This window comes from Paenibacillus sp. cl123 (assembly GCF_900101595.1).
Classification (GTDB): domain Bacteria; phylum Bacillota; class Bacilli; order Paenibacillales; family NBRC-103111; genus Paenibacillus_G.
The window spans coordinates 69,615-86,984 of the sequence record NZ_FMYY01000026.1 but is presented as its reverse complement, the minus strand read 5'-3'; the positions used below and the strand labels follow the sequence as shown (position 1 = coordinate 86,984).

Below are 17,370 nucleotides of genomic sequence, written 5' to 3'. Positions count from 1 at the left end.
GTCTTCGCATGTCGCTGCCCGAGATCCTTCATCCACGTTGCTAGTTTCGTTAGCCCTTCTGCATCGTTGTGGAACGTGCAATCCTTCCCAAGCTCGATGCCGCGGAAATCTACTGCTCGAGCCACATGGACTTTCTTGGCGATGTCCGCTCCAACGACCAGTGTTGTTTCGGTAATTCGTGTAATTCGTTGATTCTGTTTCTGCTTAAGTTTATACTTCATGTTGAGTGCCTCTTTCGTATGTGGGATTTGTTCTTTGGACGGAACGTTTCCCAGTATACAAGAGGTGCTTTTTTCGTTCAAAGCTCAAATTACTTCATTACAGGAATGGCTCCTTTATCTATTTTTATTTAAGACAAATCTGCTTTTGCATTTGTGACATAGATGCGACAATAAGGTTTTGCGGAATAAAGGAAAGAAGCAGTATAATAACGGAACATGACACATTGGGTCCATTAGGGGCGCTCTATAAACCTATCACTCGAAGAATTTAATAGATTAAGTTGAGATAAGGAGTTGAAAGGGATGTCGGATATGTCGACTGTCGACTCGTACCGTCCTCTGCTGATGACGCTCGCCTACCGGATGCTCGGTTCCTTAAGCGAAGCGGAAGACATCGTGCAGGATGCGCTGGCCGATTACGCGATAACTGCGGATCACGCCAGCATCAAGCACGAAAAAGCTTATTTGGTTCGAATGGTCACCAATAGAAGCTTGAACCTGAAGCAATCCGCGCGCAAACGCCGCGAACTCTACGTCGGACAGTGGCTCCCGGAGCCTGCCATTGCCGTTGACGGGGTCGGCTGCGCGTCCGGCGCGCTCGGATCCGCGACCGGCAAGAGCGGGAATCCCGCCGATTACATCGAGCGGCAAGAGAACATCACGTACGTGATGCTCGTTATGCTAGAAAGGCTGACCGCCGTCGAGCGCGCCGTCTTCCTGCTTCGCGAGACGCTCGACTTCGACTATGGGGAAATCGCGGACATCGTGCAGAAGTCCGAAGCGAATTGCCGCAAAATTTTCAGCCGGGCCAAAGAAAAGCTGCAAGGCTCGGCGGTAGAAGGCGGCGGTGCGGAAGTGATCGATCCCATGCGGCTCAACGAAGAACAAGCATACGCTTTTGCCAAGGCGTTCATGCAGGCGGCCGAGACCGGAAATTCGTCCGCGCTCGTGGACATGCTGGCGCATGACGCCGTACTCGTAACCGATGGCGGCGGCAAAGCCCGCGCGGCGATCAATCCGATCGAGGGCAGCGAGCGCATCGCAGCATTCTTTATGGGTAACGCGCGCAAAGGCACGATGGGCGATTCGTTCTTGCCGGTCGACGTGAGCGGCCAACCCGGCTTGATCGTTACCCAGAACGGCCAGCCAGCCAGGATCATGGTGTTCGGTTGGGACGCGGAAAAGCGGATTTCGCGCATTTTTATTATTATGAACCCTGACAAGCTCGCAGGTGTCACAGACCGATTCGCTGCTTTGTCTTAGATAGCGAAAGCCGATGCAAGCAGGTCGGTACTACTATCTAAGGAGTGATTGGCAATGGAACCAAGAATGTTGTTGAGAGAGGTTAACCCTGCGGCTTTCGCGGCGATGGTCGGACTCGAAAAATTTCTGGACGGCGCAAGTCTCGACAAAAAACTAAAGGAGCTCGTCAAAATTCGCGCTTCGCAACTCAACAGCTGTGCCTTCTGTCTCCATATTCACGCAACCAACGCCCGCAAGCTGGACGAAACAGACGTTCGCATCTACACGATTAACGCTTGGCGCGACACGCCCTACTTCACCCCGAAAGAGCGCGCGGCGTTGGCATTGACGGAAGCCGTGACCCTGGTCGCCTCCCATCACGTTCCCGACGACGTGTACGAAGAAGCGGCCCGCCACTTCAGCGAGCAGGAAATCAGCGAGCTGCTAATGACCATCATCACGATCAACGCCTGGAACCGCATCGCGATCACGACGGGCATGACCCCTCCAGCATAATGGATGGCCTGGTCGCCGGGCGTTCTGGTGGACGCTGCAGCCATGTACGAACGCATGATAACATCCCACTTTGGGAGAACGATAGATGAATGACAACAGCGGCAGTCTAGGACCTTAGTTTCTTGTCCTTGGATGCCGCTGCTTTATATTAACGCTTCAGTCTAAAACTTATTTTACAAAGGATGCCGATTCTTCGATTCAAAAACCCCGCTAAATCAACAACTCTGGCCTGAGATCGACATTCCTCGTTATCGTTTGGGCGAGTTTCGACCCGTTGTGGTAAAGAAGCATTAGACTCAAGCCACCTAACTTTTAAAATCGACGACATCGATTAAATACACCCGATCCTGAAAACCGCCACGCGTCTCCGCCTTCTTCTCTCTTAAAACTTCAAGCTGCTCCCACGTCGAACCATGTACGCCAGCCAACGCCCGAATAACCTATAGCATATCCGCAAGCTCTTCTAGGGATTCCTCTGGACTTTGAGCGGAAAAGTATTCCTCTGACTCTTCTTTAAGCTTCATGACCAGTTCTTGGTTATACTCTTCTTCATCCAATATACGCGTGCGACATTCCTTACCCTTCGCTTGAATCACCTGGGGAATCCGATCACGAACAAGCTTATTATAAACCGACACGGGCATCTCATCCTTTTCATGTTAGTTACCTATTGTTGTAACACAACAACAGGAATAGAAGAGTTCGGTATTGTGGTTCATTTTATCGCAGAATGGTGTCCATCTCTGTATCCAAGCTCATACATCCGTTTCAATTCAAGCACATGAAGCTTCCAGTACTCCTCTTCCCAGGCCAGAAAACGATCCCGGCTCTCGATACTTAGGCTGCTCTTCAAGCTTGCAAATATCTCCTGCTCCCGACTCCGCAGCTTTGCAATATCTTCTTGTGCATCGATCTGCTCAAAAACAACCTCACTCACATCAGCGTCATAACTGCGCATCCCAATCCCCCTGAATATCGTCTCTCCCCTATCTCGCAGCTTCTGCCTCATAAACCAAATAGCAGCCACGATGAGCCAGATAAATCATCGACAATTGGCCCCGATCATTCACAATCACATACTCCTTGTCGTACTTATCGTAAAACAAACGATAGTGCTTATCCGGGGTAACACCGCTCCATGCTCCTCCGTCTTCCGTCCACCGCTCATCCTTCACGGGCATCCAGTGGGTGGCTTCATGTATGTCTGCGGTTACTCTAACGATGAGTTGATTTGAGGTTGGTTCGTGCATGCTTGACCTCCGATTGGTTTCTTTTTGGAAATGTGCTTTAAACTCCTGTAACAATTACACGCTTTACCGGGTTAAATGTTAATTTCATAAAACAAACCACTATTACAAATCATGTTTTGTTATTATTTTACTTTTTGTTGAATATTTTATCTGTTTTTGATTAGTATAACAGAATGATAATGGACTTAAAAGGAGAAATCTCCCTTGAGCGAACAACCCATTATCATCAAGCAAATTATCGGAAAAACCGTTAAAGCGATACGCATCAAGCAAGGCTTAAGTCAAGAAGATCTGGCGCATGAATGCGACGTGGACCGCTCCTATATCTCAATGATCGAGGTAGGCAGGAACGAGCCTTCCGTCACGAAAATATTCGACCTTTGCAAGGGATTGAAGATCAAACCGTCCGACTTCTTCAAGCTGGTTGAGGGTGAATATGAGAAGATGCGAGAGCAGGGGCAGAGTGGGTGAAGCTAATGGCACTAATCCTGAAGTGAGAAACAGGTGATGCGAATTGCTCGCATCCCTTGTTTCCCCGATTTATTTACTCCTTACATTAGTCCTTGCCTTCATAACGGAAGACTGTAATAAAATAATGCTTCCAAAATAGAGTATCCTTCTAATCGAACTTAAGAGAATATATAAATCAACGGGAAATAAGGAAACTAACGTTAAACGGATTTTGCTCCCTCCGGATTACAAGTAAATTGACTTTTATGGATTTATTTAAGCATGCTAACATAAAAAAGCGTGGAACAATGCTCCATTGTTCCAACGCTTTTTTATGGGAAGCTTATCCCCCCTTCACCCCCACACTCATAACCTTCCGCGCAAAGTCAATATGCTCATGATCCAACTTCACTTCCACGCGACCTCTTCGACGCGCTTCACGCCACAGAAGCAGTTCCTCTTCATTCTCTAGCTTCAACTCGGCCACTTCCATTGCCCGATCGAATATATACTTTGAAGTAAAAGCTATACTCCGAACCCCGTGACCTCCCGGGAGGATGACTTGTTCCCTAGGGTTCCATTCCTCGATTTCAAACACAACATAAAGCATATCTGGAGGATTATGCTTAGAAGGGATCACCGTGATTTCGCCGCGCTTTACAATCTTCCAGTCCTTTATTTTCCCGTAGTACTTCACCCCGACGATTTCATTGGTCTTGCCAAAAAACTTCTTCGATTGATACAGCGCTACATACTCCAACTGCGTTAGCAACTTGTGATGCGTTATATTCTCCAATGGTGTGTGGTAGAAGTTATCCCGCAGCGCAATCTCTAACTGCTCCTCTCGGCTCATGCAGCCAATCAGTACGTTTTTGCCACTGTACTTGTTATCGTAATACTCTTTCGACCCTTTTGGTCGGACTGCGCGCTCATATGCATTTTCCGGACTGTCCAGTATGATCTCATCCAGAAATTCCTCCAACAACTTTGTAGATCCCGGCAAAAACGGAAAAGCTCCAACATTAACGGCTTTAATACTTTTGTAGAAGCGATGCTCCCTATACCTTTCCTCATCCGGATAAGGAAACAACACATACGCCCCAAACATCGTCCGCTCGAACTGCTCTGAGTCTTTCTCCGCATGAACGATGGCGTCTCGGTAGCGATGCATGGTGTTGATATCGCCCTCCTCCGGGCCTGGTAGTCCATCGTACGTCGTATAATAAGAAGTCCCTGGTTCCGCAGGGTTCAATCTGTACTTCGCATCGAAAACATATTTATACTCCGTAGAAGTCTCCACTTTCTTTAGGGTAAGGACATTATCTGGTTTTTGCGTAAGTGTCGGTCCCCGTAATGTTTGGTTGTAATATAACTTAAAAACTTCCCCATTATTCGGGTTTCGGTAGGTGACTGTTGACGCGGCGGATTTCTTTAATTTAACGAACACACCGCTATAATCTAACTTGATAATGTCCTGCCTTACTAACTCATACTTCTTACTGAGCAACTGATGAATCTTAAGAAAACACCAATATTCGTACAAAGTGGCTAAGTCCTTCAATGACAAACGGAATAAATCATCCTGAATAGCAAGGCCTTTGAGCAACATTAGGTATGTCTTGTATACTTCGCGGTACCCCGGGGTCAGCTGCATGACAAGAGAACTCGAAAATCGCTCCATGGACCCCACTTGTAAAAAATCAAACTGAAGTACTCGTCGCACTTCCCTCTGCATCCGTGTCATCAGCTCTGACAGCATAGGATCATCTCTCTTTTGATCCTTAAGCATGTTCCACAAGTCTTTCAACTTCCGCTCAACGCGTAGAAACACCCAACGAACGAATCGGTTTTCTTGCGTGTCATAATTAATGATTCTTCTCGTGTCCAGCACATGAGTAGGTATGTATCTTTCGCCTCTAACCTGAACCAATCCATTCACTTGATCCTTGATCAGAAGCTGAGGATGTCTGCTCAAGTATTGCACGGTTTTGTGATTGATCTTCTTTGCCCTCTCAGCAGGGACAAGGCGTTGATCTTGGTGCATCTTCGTGTGCGGAGAGCTCTCGATCCGTTGTACCGCTTTTATCAATTGGTCAAAAAGGTAGCGCAATATGGTGAAATATTCCGTCAGACTCTGATGATTCGACTCTTTGAGCCCGGTTAATTGGTATGTTTTGCGCAGAAAATCAAACGTTAGGTTATGAAGCTGTTGATTAACATCCTGTAGAATGGTATGGTAATCTCTCTTGTAATCCATTTTCACCGGGAAAATTTCCAGCCTGAGCTTCAACAGAGGTGAACTGTTTAAACGAAGTTCAAGCTCTGTAAACCCGATCTCATTCTGAAAATTTAAATTCCCCGATAAAATATGCTTGCCCTTCGGCATTACAGCTTCTCTCATTGTAAAATTCTCATGGTAAAAAGTTAAATCGATATCCATTTTCTTCTCGACTAATAAACTATAAGTTTGCGTCTCATAGAAGATTGGAAAGCTAGCTTCTTGGTTCTCCCACGGTTCTAGCTCATCTGTTTTTGGATTAAAGACAGAAATAGATAATACCTGCAATTGATCAGAATGAGATGACACATGAAGCTCCGCCCGCTCCCATTCTCTCTCCTTCGTTCGATGTAACTGAAGCAAATCTACCGTTGGATGATACGGCTTTCCTTCCAGATAAAGATCAAATAAATTCGTAGTAATGTGCAGAAGGATAACACTCTTTTTAAGAGACCCAGAATGAAGTGAATCCGTCATGATCCAGCCTCCGTAGCATGAAAATGAGCTTCCTAGCCGTTTGAGGGTATTTCACACTACTTTCCTTCACTTGCTTCGCCCACGTCTGTTCGATATCTCTTTCCCCATCCACGTATTCTTTGCTATTAGAAGTGGAGCCGTTAAGAGAAAACAATAATAGTTCAATGATTACCTTTTTAACCTCTGAATTATTTCCTTGTATGCGAGGGAGAATTTTTTGCATGATCTGCAAATCCAATGCTTCATCCGTCGTCATTAAAGAAAACCGCGCGTTGTATATCAAGTAGAAACAGATTGAATCTCTGACACGGAAACCTACATGGGCATGGATGCTTTCTAGAATCGTGTTGATCTTTACCAACTGACTTACCGTGCTTTGGATGATACCTTTATACTCCGTGTATGCGTCCTTTAGCTGTAAATAGTTGCTGATCAAAAACCTTGCCGTTGGGTATAGATACTCTTGCTCCTCTTCGTTAGACATTGCCGCTTCTTCTAAGCCCGAGAAATTATCTAATTGGATATGGTTAAATTCGATAGTATTGGCTCGGTCCAGTACCTTTTTACTAAACGGATGCGTGGTTTCGTCCATGTTTACCGTACCAATAAAAAAAACATTTTCAGGAATACCAATGTTGCGACCTACTTGATCTTCAGCCACAACCGTATCGGTCACTATACGCCCTTCTTGCCAACGTTGAGTCTCTAAAATGCTAAGTAAATCGCTGAAGTAATGCTCCACCCTCGCAAGGTTCATTTCATCCAAACAAATAAAATAAGGTTTCCGTTGATTCTCCGACGCAGATGCTATCTCTAACACATAAGTTAACTTCCCGCGGCGGAATGTTCCACTAAGATCCTTGTAACCGATTAAATCAGATGGATCATTCCAATCCGGCCTAACGGGAATGAGCGTGAACTGCCCATTTGCTTCTGTGGCTCCGAGCGCTTCCGCGAATTCTTGAATGAGCTTCGTTTTCCCAGTACCGGATATCCCGGCTAGGATTACGAATGGTTTCGTTTTTAGGGATAGGTAAAAGTTTTCAATCAGAAGTTCTGGATATGTGAATCCTTGCTGTTGAATATAGCTTTTTACAACTTGTAGATGCGCTTTCGTCTCCTCATCGCTGAGTGTCACGAGTTCAACTTCTTCTTCTACCTCTTCCACTTCGGAGAGCAAGGTGAATTCCGGCCATGGAGTTCCCTTCGATTTGTTCTGGACAATACTTAATCCCTGCAATGTAAATGGAAACAGATATCCTTGATTGACACCACCTATTTTATTAATAGGTCCCTTAGCAATATGAAGCTGAAGTAAATCCTGAGAGATGGCTTCTAGTGGTATGGGCGGATTCAGGTCATGGTACTCGGTAACAACTAGACGTCCTGTCTCCTCCCACTGTTGATCGGACAAACTCGCTGGCTTGGGTCTCTCGACCGCTGCTGCCTGAACCTGACTAACTGCGCGTAAAGCCCCATTAGAGTAATGAAGGATAATGTCGTTAACCTCAACATCCTTCATTGTTTCCCAATGATGTGGTGTTTTTCCTCTGCTATCCTTTAGTGGAGCCCATAGAATACCTTCCTGTTTCTGAGAATTATAAGATGTCCCTTGGCATACCCACCAAATCGATCTTTGATCTTCGGGGATAGGCGTATCGTTCGTAATGAATCTCACCTCATATACAAAAGGTTTGTCTGTTGCATAAAACTCCAAGTACTCCGCGAACTCCTCGGGAACCGTGATCGGATTTTTAGTGCTTGCCGCCTGGCTGCGCTTATTAGACAAGTAATTGTATGTAGTGTTGAATCTCGTAATCATGTATTCCTTAAGCTCAGAGTTCGTGTCATACCTAATTTGTAAAGCTTCTCTCTTCTGCTTTTTTTGGTTAATCCGGCTTAAGTTACACTCGAATCGATTTCCTTCCTCGATAAGAAAAACCCTGTGACTTTGACCCAAAGGAACTTCGATATGTTGATTCGCTGCGACAAAATCCTCGTGAAAATCCATAGGAATGTGTGTTCCATACTCAAATATGGACCAATCTATTTGCTTTCGTCCTATGAGATTAGGGATGGCATCATCTTTCCACCAGCTGCGGTTTTTTTTGATCATTGGATACCTGCCTGCTTGTTGTTTTATGAAAACTGAAAAGGTTAACAATATAAATTAATTATATTACATTTTCCTGGAAAGGTGCATTAGTATCTCAAGAGACTATTTAAAACTAATGAGCAATATACGGTTCGAACAAATATTGATATGATAAAGGAAATATGAACGAATTAAAGTATCAACATAGGAGAGACCCAATATGGAGCGACTTATCCAAGACATTATCGCCTTTCGTGACGAAAGAAATTGGAAGCAATATCATAATCCTAAAGATCTAGCACTATCTCTGTCACTTGAAGCGAGTGAACTACTGGAAATCTTCCAATGGAAAACTAGCGAAGAGGCAGTGCGTACAAAACGAACTGAAATCGAAGAAGAGTTAGCTGACGTGTTAATTTATGCGATAACAATGGCTCACGATTTAGAAATTGATGTCGCTTCTGCAATACGAAACAAAATAAGCAAAAATGCTATTAAATATCCCGCACATAAAGCCAAAGGTTCCGCCAAAAAGTATAACGAATACAGCAGTGACTGAAGGAGCGAGAAATTGTGATCATCTATGAAGCAACTAAAAAGCAGTTCATGGATCATGTCACAGAAGATACAATTGCTGTGAAAATATACGAAACATTCGTCGAGCGGATCGGGCGAACATCTAAAAGCGAGATTAACGCTTGGAACAATTCCATGAATTATATGTACAAGGTTCTGAATACAAACGAAATACCGGATGATATCACCGTCGCCATTGAATTCCGGATCCCAGCAACCTCAATGAGAGTTGACTTCATACTGACCGGATTAGACGAAAACAACGCATCAGCAGTCATCATTATCGAACTCAAACAATGGTCTGAATTGAACCTCGTCGAGGACGAGGACGGTATCATACAAACCGTTTACAATCGCAAAAAAACGACTCATCCTTCCTATCAAGCCTGGTCATATGCAAAAACCATTACCGACTATAACGAAGCTGTACAAGACCGAGCAATATCCATATATCCCTGTGCTTACCTGCATAATTACATCCGTTCAGAGAATGACCCACTTACCAACGATATTTACCAACAATACCTCGATAGCGCTCCAGTATTTACTAAAGGAGACGCGCTCAAACTTCGAGGGTTTATTGCGACATATATCCGAAAATCGGATCGTAAGAAAGTCCTGTATCTGATTGAACACGGCAAAATTAAACCTTCCAAATCGTTGCAAGACGCCTTAATCAACATGCTCGAAGGCAATGAAGAATTCACCATGATCGAGGAGCAGAAGGTCGTCTACGAGTCTGCCGTGCGAATGGCGAAGGAAGCTGTGCGGCATGGCCGCAAAAAAGTGCTAATTGTCGAAGGCGGACCGGGGACAGGTAAATCCGTGCTGGGCATTAATTTGCTAGTTAAGTTCACCTCTTTAGAATTTGTAAGTCAATACGTCACCAAAAACAGCGCCCCACGTGAAGTGTACGCCAAGCAACTACAAAAGAATTATAAAAAGTCGTACATCAACAACCTATTTAAAGGTTCAGGTGTATTTTACGAAGCGCTTCCAAACGAGTTCGATACGCTCATCGTCGACGAGGCCCACCGGCTAAACGAAAAGTCGGGTCTTTTCAAGAACAAAGGCGAGAATCAAATCATGGAGATTATCCGTGCGGCAAAATTCAGCGTTTTCTTCATAGATGAGCATCAACGTGTCTCCCTTTCCGACATTGGAAATAAATCAGAAATCGAACGATTTGCCCAATTTTTTGACGCTGAGGTCCAAGTGATGCAATTAGAATCCCAATTCCGCTGCAACGGCTCCGATGGATTCCTAGCGTGGGTCGATGACCTGCTGGACATCAGAAAAACCGCTAACGCGGATGGCGTTGATTTTGACTATGACTTACAACTGATCGACAACCCAAACGAGCTGCGAGAACTTATCTTTGAGAAAAACCGTATAAAAAATAAAGCCCGGATTGTCGCTGGATATTGTTGGGACTGGGTTACGGAGAGCAAAAATAACGAGAATATATACGATATCGTCATCGAAGAACATGATTTCAAAATGAGTTGGAATCTCGGAAATTCAACAACTTGGGCTATAGATTCCGGTTCTGTTGAACAGGTGGGTTGCATCCATACATCCCAAGGTCTGGAGTTCGATTATGTCGGTGTGATCATCGGTGCTGACTTGCGTTATAAGAACGACCAAGTTATCACCGACCCGTTCAAACGTGCCAAAACCGACAAATCCCTTTCCGGCTTCAAAGCCATGTATAAGAAAAAACCTGCCGAAGCATTACTGCAAGCCGATCAAATTATCCGTAATACATATCGCACTCTACTTACACGAGGCATGAAAGGTTGCTACATTTACTGCGCCGATCCCGGTTTGCAGATGTATTTGAAGCAGCGGATTCGTAAAAGTAAGTTTATTTATGAGTTGTCGTCGTCTACTGCGCCAATCGCAGCAGAATCTCGCGAAATGTATGGTAAAGAGTAACGTTAAGCTTAATTATTAATCATTTCCTCAATAAGAGCACGGATGATGGCATCAGAAATCGTACCGTGGAGTATAAAAAAATCCCGAACGTCAATTCGACGCTCGGGACCAGTATCTCTATATCAGCGTTCACCCACGCAAACCCTCCATCAAAATCAGGAGCGTTAGAGCTTGACCGTAAGTCATCGGGGAAATCGGAATGTCTTTGTAAAACTGCGCATCATTGCCCACAGGCGTACCGTAGGAAACTTCTTGAACAACCCCGTTCTCATCGATTCGGGCAAGCACGGCCTTGAGCGCATTTTGTCCTACGGGCAAATAGCTTGGGTCCAGGTACCCTTTACGCACGGCTTTCAAGATGCCATAACCAAAAGCCGCCGTACAGGATGTCTCTTCATAGGAAGAGGGATCGTCCAGGACCGTATGCCACATGCCGTTATCCGATTGAAGGGAAGCCAGTGCTTCCACCTGGCTGCGCATGGTGTCCAGCAGGTACTGCTTGATTCCTTCCTCCATGGGGGCCATGTCCAAGAAATCTACGATGCCGCATGTATACCAGCCGTTGCCGCGCCCCCAGCGCACTGCCCCGTAGTTGTGTCTTCCATTGAAGTCCCACCCGTGAAAGAACAGGCCGGAATGGCGGTCATACAAATATTTGATATGAATCAGGAACTGCTTCTTCGCTTCCTCGACGTATTCCGGACGGTTAAAGTATACCCCCGCCTTCGTCAGGAAAAGAACGGTCATGAAGAGCGTATCGATCAAGATCTGACCGTCATTCGGATCACCGGTAATCATGTGCTGGAAAGCCTGGTCGCCGGTGCGGATCAAACCGTCTTTGCTGTCCATGATCCAGCGGCTCCACTCATCGCACACCCGGATATAGGTCTCGTTGCCTGTCAGCTCGCATAGGGAGATGAGCGTGAGCAGCGGCGAGCAGGTATTGATATTTTTCTCGGGCAAGCCTTCCCGGATACGGGCGTCGAACCAGCTTTGCAAAAATTGCAAGGTCTCTGCATCCCGGGTTTCCTCATAATACTGATAGATGCCGTATAAGCCTACGCCTTGGGGCCATTCCCACAGATGGATATCGATGAGCCCGATCGGATAAATCTCGTCCATCCCATCGTTCTTCATGGATTTCATTGCCTGGGACACACGTTGGATCGCATGTAGAACCGTCTCTTTGCTCATTGTACCGCAGCCTCCCTTACCTTTCGCGTCAATCGGCCTTCTCCTCCGCAATCGCGGATTTGCACAGTCTCTCCGTTCACGGTAAGAGGCTCCTTCCAGCCCAATCGCACATCTCCATATCTTGGATCCTCTACCCGGACCTGCAAGGTCTCTGCCGATACCTCAAGCGGCATGGTTACCATGCTTTCGATGAATTGATCGAAGGAGCGGAATTCCCGGTCATCGGAAGCGACCACCAGCCAGACGTTGCGGCGGCCTTTCGACGTAAGCTCGCGCCCGCGGTTAACGCCTGTCGTAGTAAGCTCCAGTCCGCCCGCAGCATAAACGGCTGCATACGCCCCTTCTCTTTCGCCGAAAAACCACGATCCCCGGGATTCGACACGGGTAAATGCATACGCCGGAAAGTAGGCATGCGTATAATCGGCGTCATGATCGGGATCAATGTCAAACAGCAGCATGCCGAGTCCTTTGTACTGCGCCGCTTTCGGCAAGTAGCCGTTCCCTGCCCAGAAGCACGGCCGTCCGGAGCCATGGGCATAGATTTCGCCCGGATGATTGACCCAGACTTGAGCCACCGGAGAAAACGCGAGATGCAGCACATGCTCTTGATATCCCTTTAAGCCCGCGCGGAAATCGGCGATGCTCGACATCACAAAGGAATGGGTCCGGTAATGGATAAGCTTGGCATAGCCGTCCTTGCCCTGCTCCAGCTCAAATTCCAGTTCATTCTCCGCACTCAGCCCCGTCAGCTCGCCCAGCTCCTGCGGCGGAACGTAGTCCGATAAATACAAGGACACATTGAAGGACGTGCTGTTTACATTGCCCGTGCCGTACCCGACCCAAATCAGAGAGGTTGTCCCCGCGGCGTGGTTTCCGATCAGCTCTTTCTCATAGCTTCGGCCGAACGTCGAGGTCAAGTATCCTTGATGGGCCTCCGCCGTCATGTAGATATACAGCAGATCCATCGCCTTCTTGGCCTGCTCCCGCAGAACCGGCAGCTCAGCCAGATCATACAGCTGGATCAGCCCCAGGAAATCAATCGGGATATAGGCGCTGGAATTCCACTCGGCCAACCCTTCTTCCATGAAGCGCTCGAACCAGCCGATCAGCTGCTTCTCCGCCTTCGCCTGTCTTTCCGCTCCGGTTTCCCCGCTGTTGGTAAACTTGTCCTCTGGGAACAACTGGCCCGCAAGAAGCTGGCAGCTGTGGAACAGAAGCGCATGATTTTCACTGAAGAACCACATCACATCGTCCCCGGGTTCATCGATCCAATAACGGAAGCCGAGAATCGTTTCCTTGACCTGCCTCCAGAAATCGTCGTCGAACAGGCCGCTGTCCCGGTAATCCCGCCAAAACCGGAATATGGCGATCAAATAAAAGTCGGCGCAATCCCGCCTCTCTTGTATGCCGGTCAGTCCGTTCAGAATCATAGCCCGGGACTGCTCAGGATCCCCTCCGGTTTGCAGCTTCGCAATGGCCGTATGAATATTCGGAATACCGAGCGCCGCTACGCATTCCAGGGCGACTTGCTTCCGCTCCTCCACCGTCATCGCTAAGCTGTTCTGCGGCTGAAACCGGCTGTTGTGCAGCTCGATGCCGAATAGCTTCCGAACGGTTGCATGGCCGATGCGGGTACTGAGCTCAAAATACTTATAATCTATGCTGTAATCCGAAGTATGCCCGAGGGACAGACGCTGCTGGCCTGCTTCAAGCTTCCGCTCCATGCTGTATTTGCCGCTAAAGAAGCTGCTGAAGCTCACATCAAATGTAATCTCGCTGCTGTACGGCTGCTCAAAAACAAGATGAATCTCGTCGTCCGTTACGCTGTCTTTGGGAAAATAAGCCTGTTCCAATGCTGCCTCGATGCCCATTACCGCTTGGGCGGGTTCCGTCTCCGTCAAGGGCAGGCGAATTTCCAATGACTCGGCTCCCGTATATTCGAGCGTGTAATGATAAAGGGTATCCCGCTCCGCCAGGTCCTCATGACAGATAAAAAATTCGTTTTCGCCTTCCTGCAGCTCGATTTCTACCTGCGTCTTCTGCTCTATGTTTCTTGTGAAAGGCGTGAAATCGCAGACCGGACGTCCGTTCACCCACAACGCCACCCCGCCGCAAGTTTTCAGGTTGAACACCGCTTTATGAGCTTGCGGGCTGACAATGACTGTGTAAGCGTATCTCAGCATGTGGGTAGGCACATAATAAAAACCGGACTCCTCGACGCGGGAGTTCCCCCATGGGAAGTAGAGATCCCATTTCGATTCCGAATCCCACATCCTTACGGTGTCTCCAAGCGAAGGCGGGTTCGATAACGGAAGCTCCGGCTTGGCTTCCCGTCTTGCTTCTACGAATTCCTTGCGGCAAGGATTTTCGTGGATGGAAAAGCCTTTGATCAGCCAATCGTTGATATCCCCTTCCATCGTCATCGGTTCAAACCGGACGTTTCGGGTGAGTATGCCGCTGACGAGCCACCGGTTTATGACCTGGTTCTGCAGGTTGAGCGGGGAATAAGCTGCATAGTGGCTGCCTGTTGTCATCTTCATATTCATGATGGTCCTCCATTGTCTGATATAGTGCCTTCTTAATCGGTTTATGTCTGGTGCATCTTGCGGTAGGCCTGAGGAGAGACGCCGGCATATTGCTTGAACATACGACTGAAGTGAACGGGATTGCTGAATCCCAATTGCTCGGACATAGATCCGATCGCTTCATCCGATAACCGCAGCAATTTCTTCGCTTCGTCGATCCGCTTGCGCGTGATATAGTTGTTAATGGATAATCCGGTGATCTCTTTGAAGCAGTGGCACATGTAATATTTGTTTAGATGCATCTCTTTGGCTAGTGCCCCAAGCGCGATCGTGTTTCTGTAGTGCTGGTTCAGATACATTAATATACGGCGCACATTCGTTTCCTTCAGCGACTGCGCCGGAGCTGTCAGCAGAGCGTACATCTCTTTCGATTTGCGGTAAATTTTGAGCAGCAGCTGAACCATCAGGCTTTGGATCATAAATTCGTTCCCGATCGCTCCCCTTTCCCTTTCATGAACAAGGGCGGTGAAATGGCTGCCGATATCGTCCATACCGCTCTCGTCCCATCGGATCAGCAAACCGTTCGGTTGTTGAAACAAGCCCAGAAGCTTTTCCGCCAAATCGGCGCCCGCCATTTCCTGAACGTAATCCGCCGTAAAATTAATATAGCTCCGGATATAAGCCGTATCTTTGGAAGGGTTCGGCCGATGCAGCACATCTCCGCTAAACAGAAACATATCGCCGGGCTGCAGCAAATAAATTTCATTGCCGATAATCAAGTGGACATTGCCTTGCAGGAAATAATAGATTTCATAGCCGTCATGCGTATGAAGCGGCCAGCTGTCCTGCCACTCCGATACTTCATGACGAATATAGATGCGCTCCCTCTTCAATACCTTATTAGTGAGAAAATGGGAATGATACGTCATATGCCGGCCCCCTCCCTATCTCATTGATTTGGATGAACTCCGTTTATATGAAGGTAGCGCTTCTATCCAAGCGTACCATACCTGCCGAACGCCATAAGCACGGAAATTGCCCTATACCCAACGGATGTTGCTGTTCTTTTTCCTTGAAAGAGAAAGAGCTACCGTCCGGCAGCCCTTTCGAACCTACGTATCCTACACCGACTATTTTCCTTGCTCGCTTATCGCCTTATCGATCAGCTTCGCCGTTTTGTCCAGCGCTTCCTTCGCCGTTACTTTGCCTGAAATCGCCTCAACAATGTTATTCTTCAGATCGGTAGAAAACTTCGGCACGATATCTTGTCTGGACCAGTCGTTAGCCGCAAGCGATGTCGTATTTGCCAGTTCGTCCGCAAACACCTCGAACATTTCTTTGCCGAAGGCATAATCCAGCTTGGCATTGTCCTTACGCGGGCTGATGAATAATGATTCCTTGTTGTACCTTGCATTTACTTCCTTCGAGGATAAATATTTGATAAAGTCTGCCGTTTCTTTTTCTACGCCTGTGCCTTTGAAGGCCATGACGTATTTACCGCCGGGCACAGAGGAGCGTATTTTTTGTTTCGGCATGTAGGTGACGCCCCACTCAAAGTTGTTGATGTCCTTGTAATTGCTCAGCATCCAGTTGCCCGCCCAATGCACGGCTACCGTTCCGGAACGGAACAGGTTGTTGGGGTTCTCGGACCCTAACCATACGGATGGAGGAATAATGCCGTCCTTATGAAGCTTGACGAAGTATTCCAGTGCCTGAACGCCTTCGGGGCTGTTGATGGCTGCTTTTTTGCCGTCCTCGCTGATCATGCTGCCCCCAAATTGATACAGCATGGTAGACCATCTGTGCGGTGTGAAGTCCCACACCAATCCGGACTTGGCTCCGCCCTTCTCCATAACCTGTTTGAGGGAAGCGGTAAACTCATCCCATGTCCAGACGTTGTCCTTGGAGGTTGGTACCTTGACTCCCGCTTTATCGAACAGCGTTTTGTTGTAGATGATTCCGTTGGCCGTAACGTCCATCGGCGCTGCGATAATTTTGTTATCTACGACATAATAAGGCTTGATGGAATCAATAAACTGGGAAGTGAAGCTATCCGCGCTTCCGACATACGGCGTTAAATCCAAAGCTTGATTCGCGAACATACCCGTATCGGTCATACGCGCAAGCGCAGGAGGCTTGCCCCCCGATATCATCGTCTTCAGCTTGGTCCCCAGATCTTTAAAAGGGACCTCGATCAGATTGATCTTCACGTGAGGATTTTCTTTTTGATAATCAGCCGTAATCGCTTTCATGACTTCGCCTTCAATACCATCCGTAAACCAGAGATAATCGAGGCTCACTTCCTTCTTGTCAGCGGTTCCGCCATTGCCCGCATCCTTATTGCCGGATGTTGCGCTGCCCGAGGTTCCATTTGAACAAGCTGCTGTAGTAAGGGTAAGAGCCGCCGCAAGGGTAAGCAGCATCGTCGGCTTAACGCTTTTTATCATTTTAACATTCCCCCAAATTATATTGTTAGCGGTTACAATGAAATGTTATCACAGAAGCTCTTCTCCGTTATATCAATTATTGCTCTTAATTTATCATATCTTGCTGTGCTGAATTTCCCGCCATATCGAATGGTAAAAACCTCCTGGAATACTCCTGGTAT

Annotated in this window: 13 protein-coding genes and 2 pseudogenes; 5 read left to right on the top strand and 10 right to left on the bottom strand. The window is 47.2% G+C overall.

From position 1 onward, the window contains the following. Positions 1 to 221 (bottom strand): annotated as a pseudogene (locus BLR08_RS26670) (IS110 family transposase); the annotation flags it as partial. Between the two features lie 303 nt (positions 222 to 524). On the opposite strand from BLR08_RS26670, the gene BLR08_RS26665 reads away from it, so the two are divergent. Then, complete coding sequence (locus BLR08_RS26665) at positions 525 to 1,484, top strand: sigma-70 family RNA polymerase sigma factor (RefSeq protein ID WP_072337359.1); 960 nt, start codon at positions 525 to 527, stop codon at positions 1,482 to 1,484. A 54-nt stretch (positions 1,485 to 1,538) separates the two neighbouring features. Beyond that, complete coding sequence (locus BLR08_RS26660) at positions 1,539 to 1,979, top strand: carboxymuconolactone decarboxylase family protein (RefSeq protein ID WP_072337357.1); 441 nt, start codon at positions 1,539 to 1,541, stop codon at positions 1,977 to 1,979. Positions 1,980 to 2,284: 305 nt separating this feature from the next. Here BLR08_RS26660 and BLR08_RS26655 read toward each other — a convergent pair. From BLR08_RS26655 to BLR08_RS26645, 3 genes and pseudogenes are all read right to left on the bottom strand, one after another. Then, a pseudogene (locus BLR08_RS26655) lies at positions 2,285 to 2,623 on the bottom strand (hypothetical protein). Positions 2,624 to 2,694: 71 nt separating this feature from the next. Continuing rightward, on the bottom strand, positions 2,695 to 2,937 hold the full coding sequence (locus tag BLR08_RS26650; RefSeq protein WP_072337355.1) for a hypothetical protein: 243 nt from the start codon (positions 2,935 to 2,937) through the stop codon (positions 2,695 to 2,697). A gap of 28 nt (positions 2,938 to 2,965) precedes the next feature. Continuing rightward, positions 2,966 to 3,229: a hypothetical protein gene (locus BLR08_RS26645; RefSeq protein ID WP_072337353.1), complete on the bottom strand. Its 264-nt coding sequence runs from the start codon at positions 3,227 to 3,229 to the stop codon at positions 2,966 to 2,968. 204 nt (positions 3,230 to 3,433) lie between these two features. Here BLR08_RS26645 and BLR08_RS26640 point away from each other — a divergent pair, with 204 nt between their 5' ends. After that, complete coding sequence (locus BLR08_RS26640; protein ID WP_256257791.1) at positions 3,434 to 3,700, top strand: helix-turn-helix domain-containing protein; 267 nt, start codon at positions 3,434 to 3,436, stop codon at positions 3,698 to 3,700. Between the two features lie 322 nt (positions 3,701 to 4,022). On the opposite strand, the gene BLR08_RS26635 is transcribed toward BLR08_RS26640, so the two are convergent. Next, a complete protein-coding gene (locus BLR08_RS26635) occupies positions 4,023 to 6,434 on the bottom strand; it encodes a restriction endonuclease-like protein (protein ID WP_072337351.1) in 2,412 nt (803 codons plus the stop codon). Further along, on the bottom strand, positions 6,403 to 8,550 hold the full coding sequence (locus BLR08_RS26630) for an McrB family protein (protein WP_072337349.1): 2,148 nt from the start codon (positions 8,548 to 8,550) through the stop codon (positions 6,403 to 6,405). Before BLR08_RS26630 ends, BLR08_RS26635 begins: the two co-directional genes overlap by 32 nt. 199 nt (positions 8,551 to 8,749) lie before the next feature. On the opposite strand from BLR08_RS26630, the gene BLR08_RS26625 reads away from it, so the two are divergent. Next, complete coding sequence (locus tag BLR08_RS26625; RefSeq protein WP_072337346.1) at positions 8,750 to 9,088, top strand: nucleotide pyrophosphohydrolase; 339 nt, start codon at positions 8,750 to 8,752, stop codon at positions 9,086 to 9,088. 14 nt (positions 9,089 to 9,102) lie between these two features. Then, positions 9,103 to 11,043, top strand: a complete 1,941-nt coding sequence (locus BLR08_RS26620) for a DUF2075 domain-containing protein (protein ID WP_072337344.1) — start codon at positions 9,103 to 9,105, stop codon at positions 11,041 to 11,043. A 129-nt stretch (positions 11,044 to 11,172) separates the two neighbouring features. Here BLR08_RS26620 and BLR08_RS26615 read toward each other — a convergent pair whose 3' ends face one another. The 4 genes from BLR08_RS26615 to BLR08_RS26600 form a co-directional block, all read right to left on the bottom strand. Then, a complete protein-coding gene (locus BLR08_RS26615; protein WP_072337342.1) occupies positions 11,173 to 12,237 on the bottom strand; it encodes a beta-galactosidase BglB in 1,065 nt (354 codons plus the stop codon). Next, complete coding sequence (locus BLR08_RS26610; protein WP_256257790.1) at positions 12,234 to 14,783, bottom strand: hypothetical protein; 2,550 nt, start codon at positions 14,781 to 14,783, stop codon at positions 12,234 to 12,236. The genes BLR08_RS26615 and BLR08_RS26610 overlap by 4 nt, the downstream gene beginning before the upstream one ends. 41 nt (positions 14,784 to 14,824) lie before the next feature. Beyond that, complete coding sequence (locus tag BLR08_RS26605; protein ID WP_072337340.1) at positions 14,825 to 15,691, bottom strand: AraC family transcriptional regulator; 867 nt, start codon at positions 15,689 to 15,691, stop codon at positions 14,825 to 14,827. A gap of 201 nt (positions 15,692 to 15,892) precedes the next feature. Continuing rightward, complete coding sequence (locus tag BLR08_RS26600) at positions 15,893 to 17,209, bottom strand: ABC transporter substrate-binding protein (protein ID WP_072337338.1); 1,317 nt, start codon at positions 17,207 to 17,209, stop codon at positions 15,893 to 15,895. Positions 17,210 to 17,370: the final 161 nt, after the last annotated feature.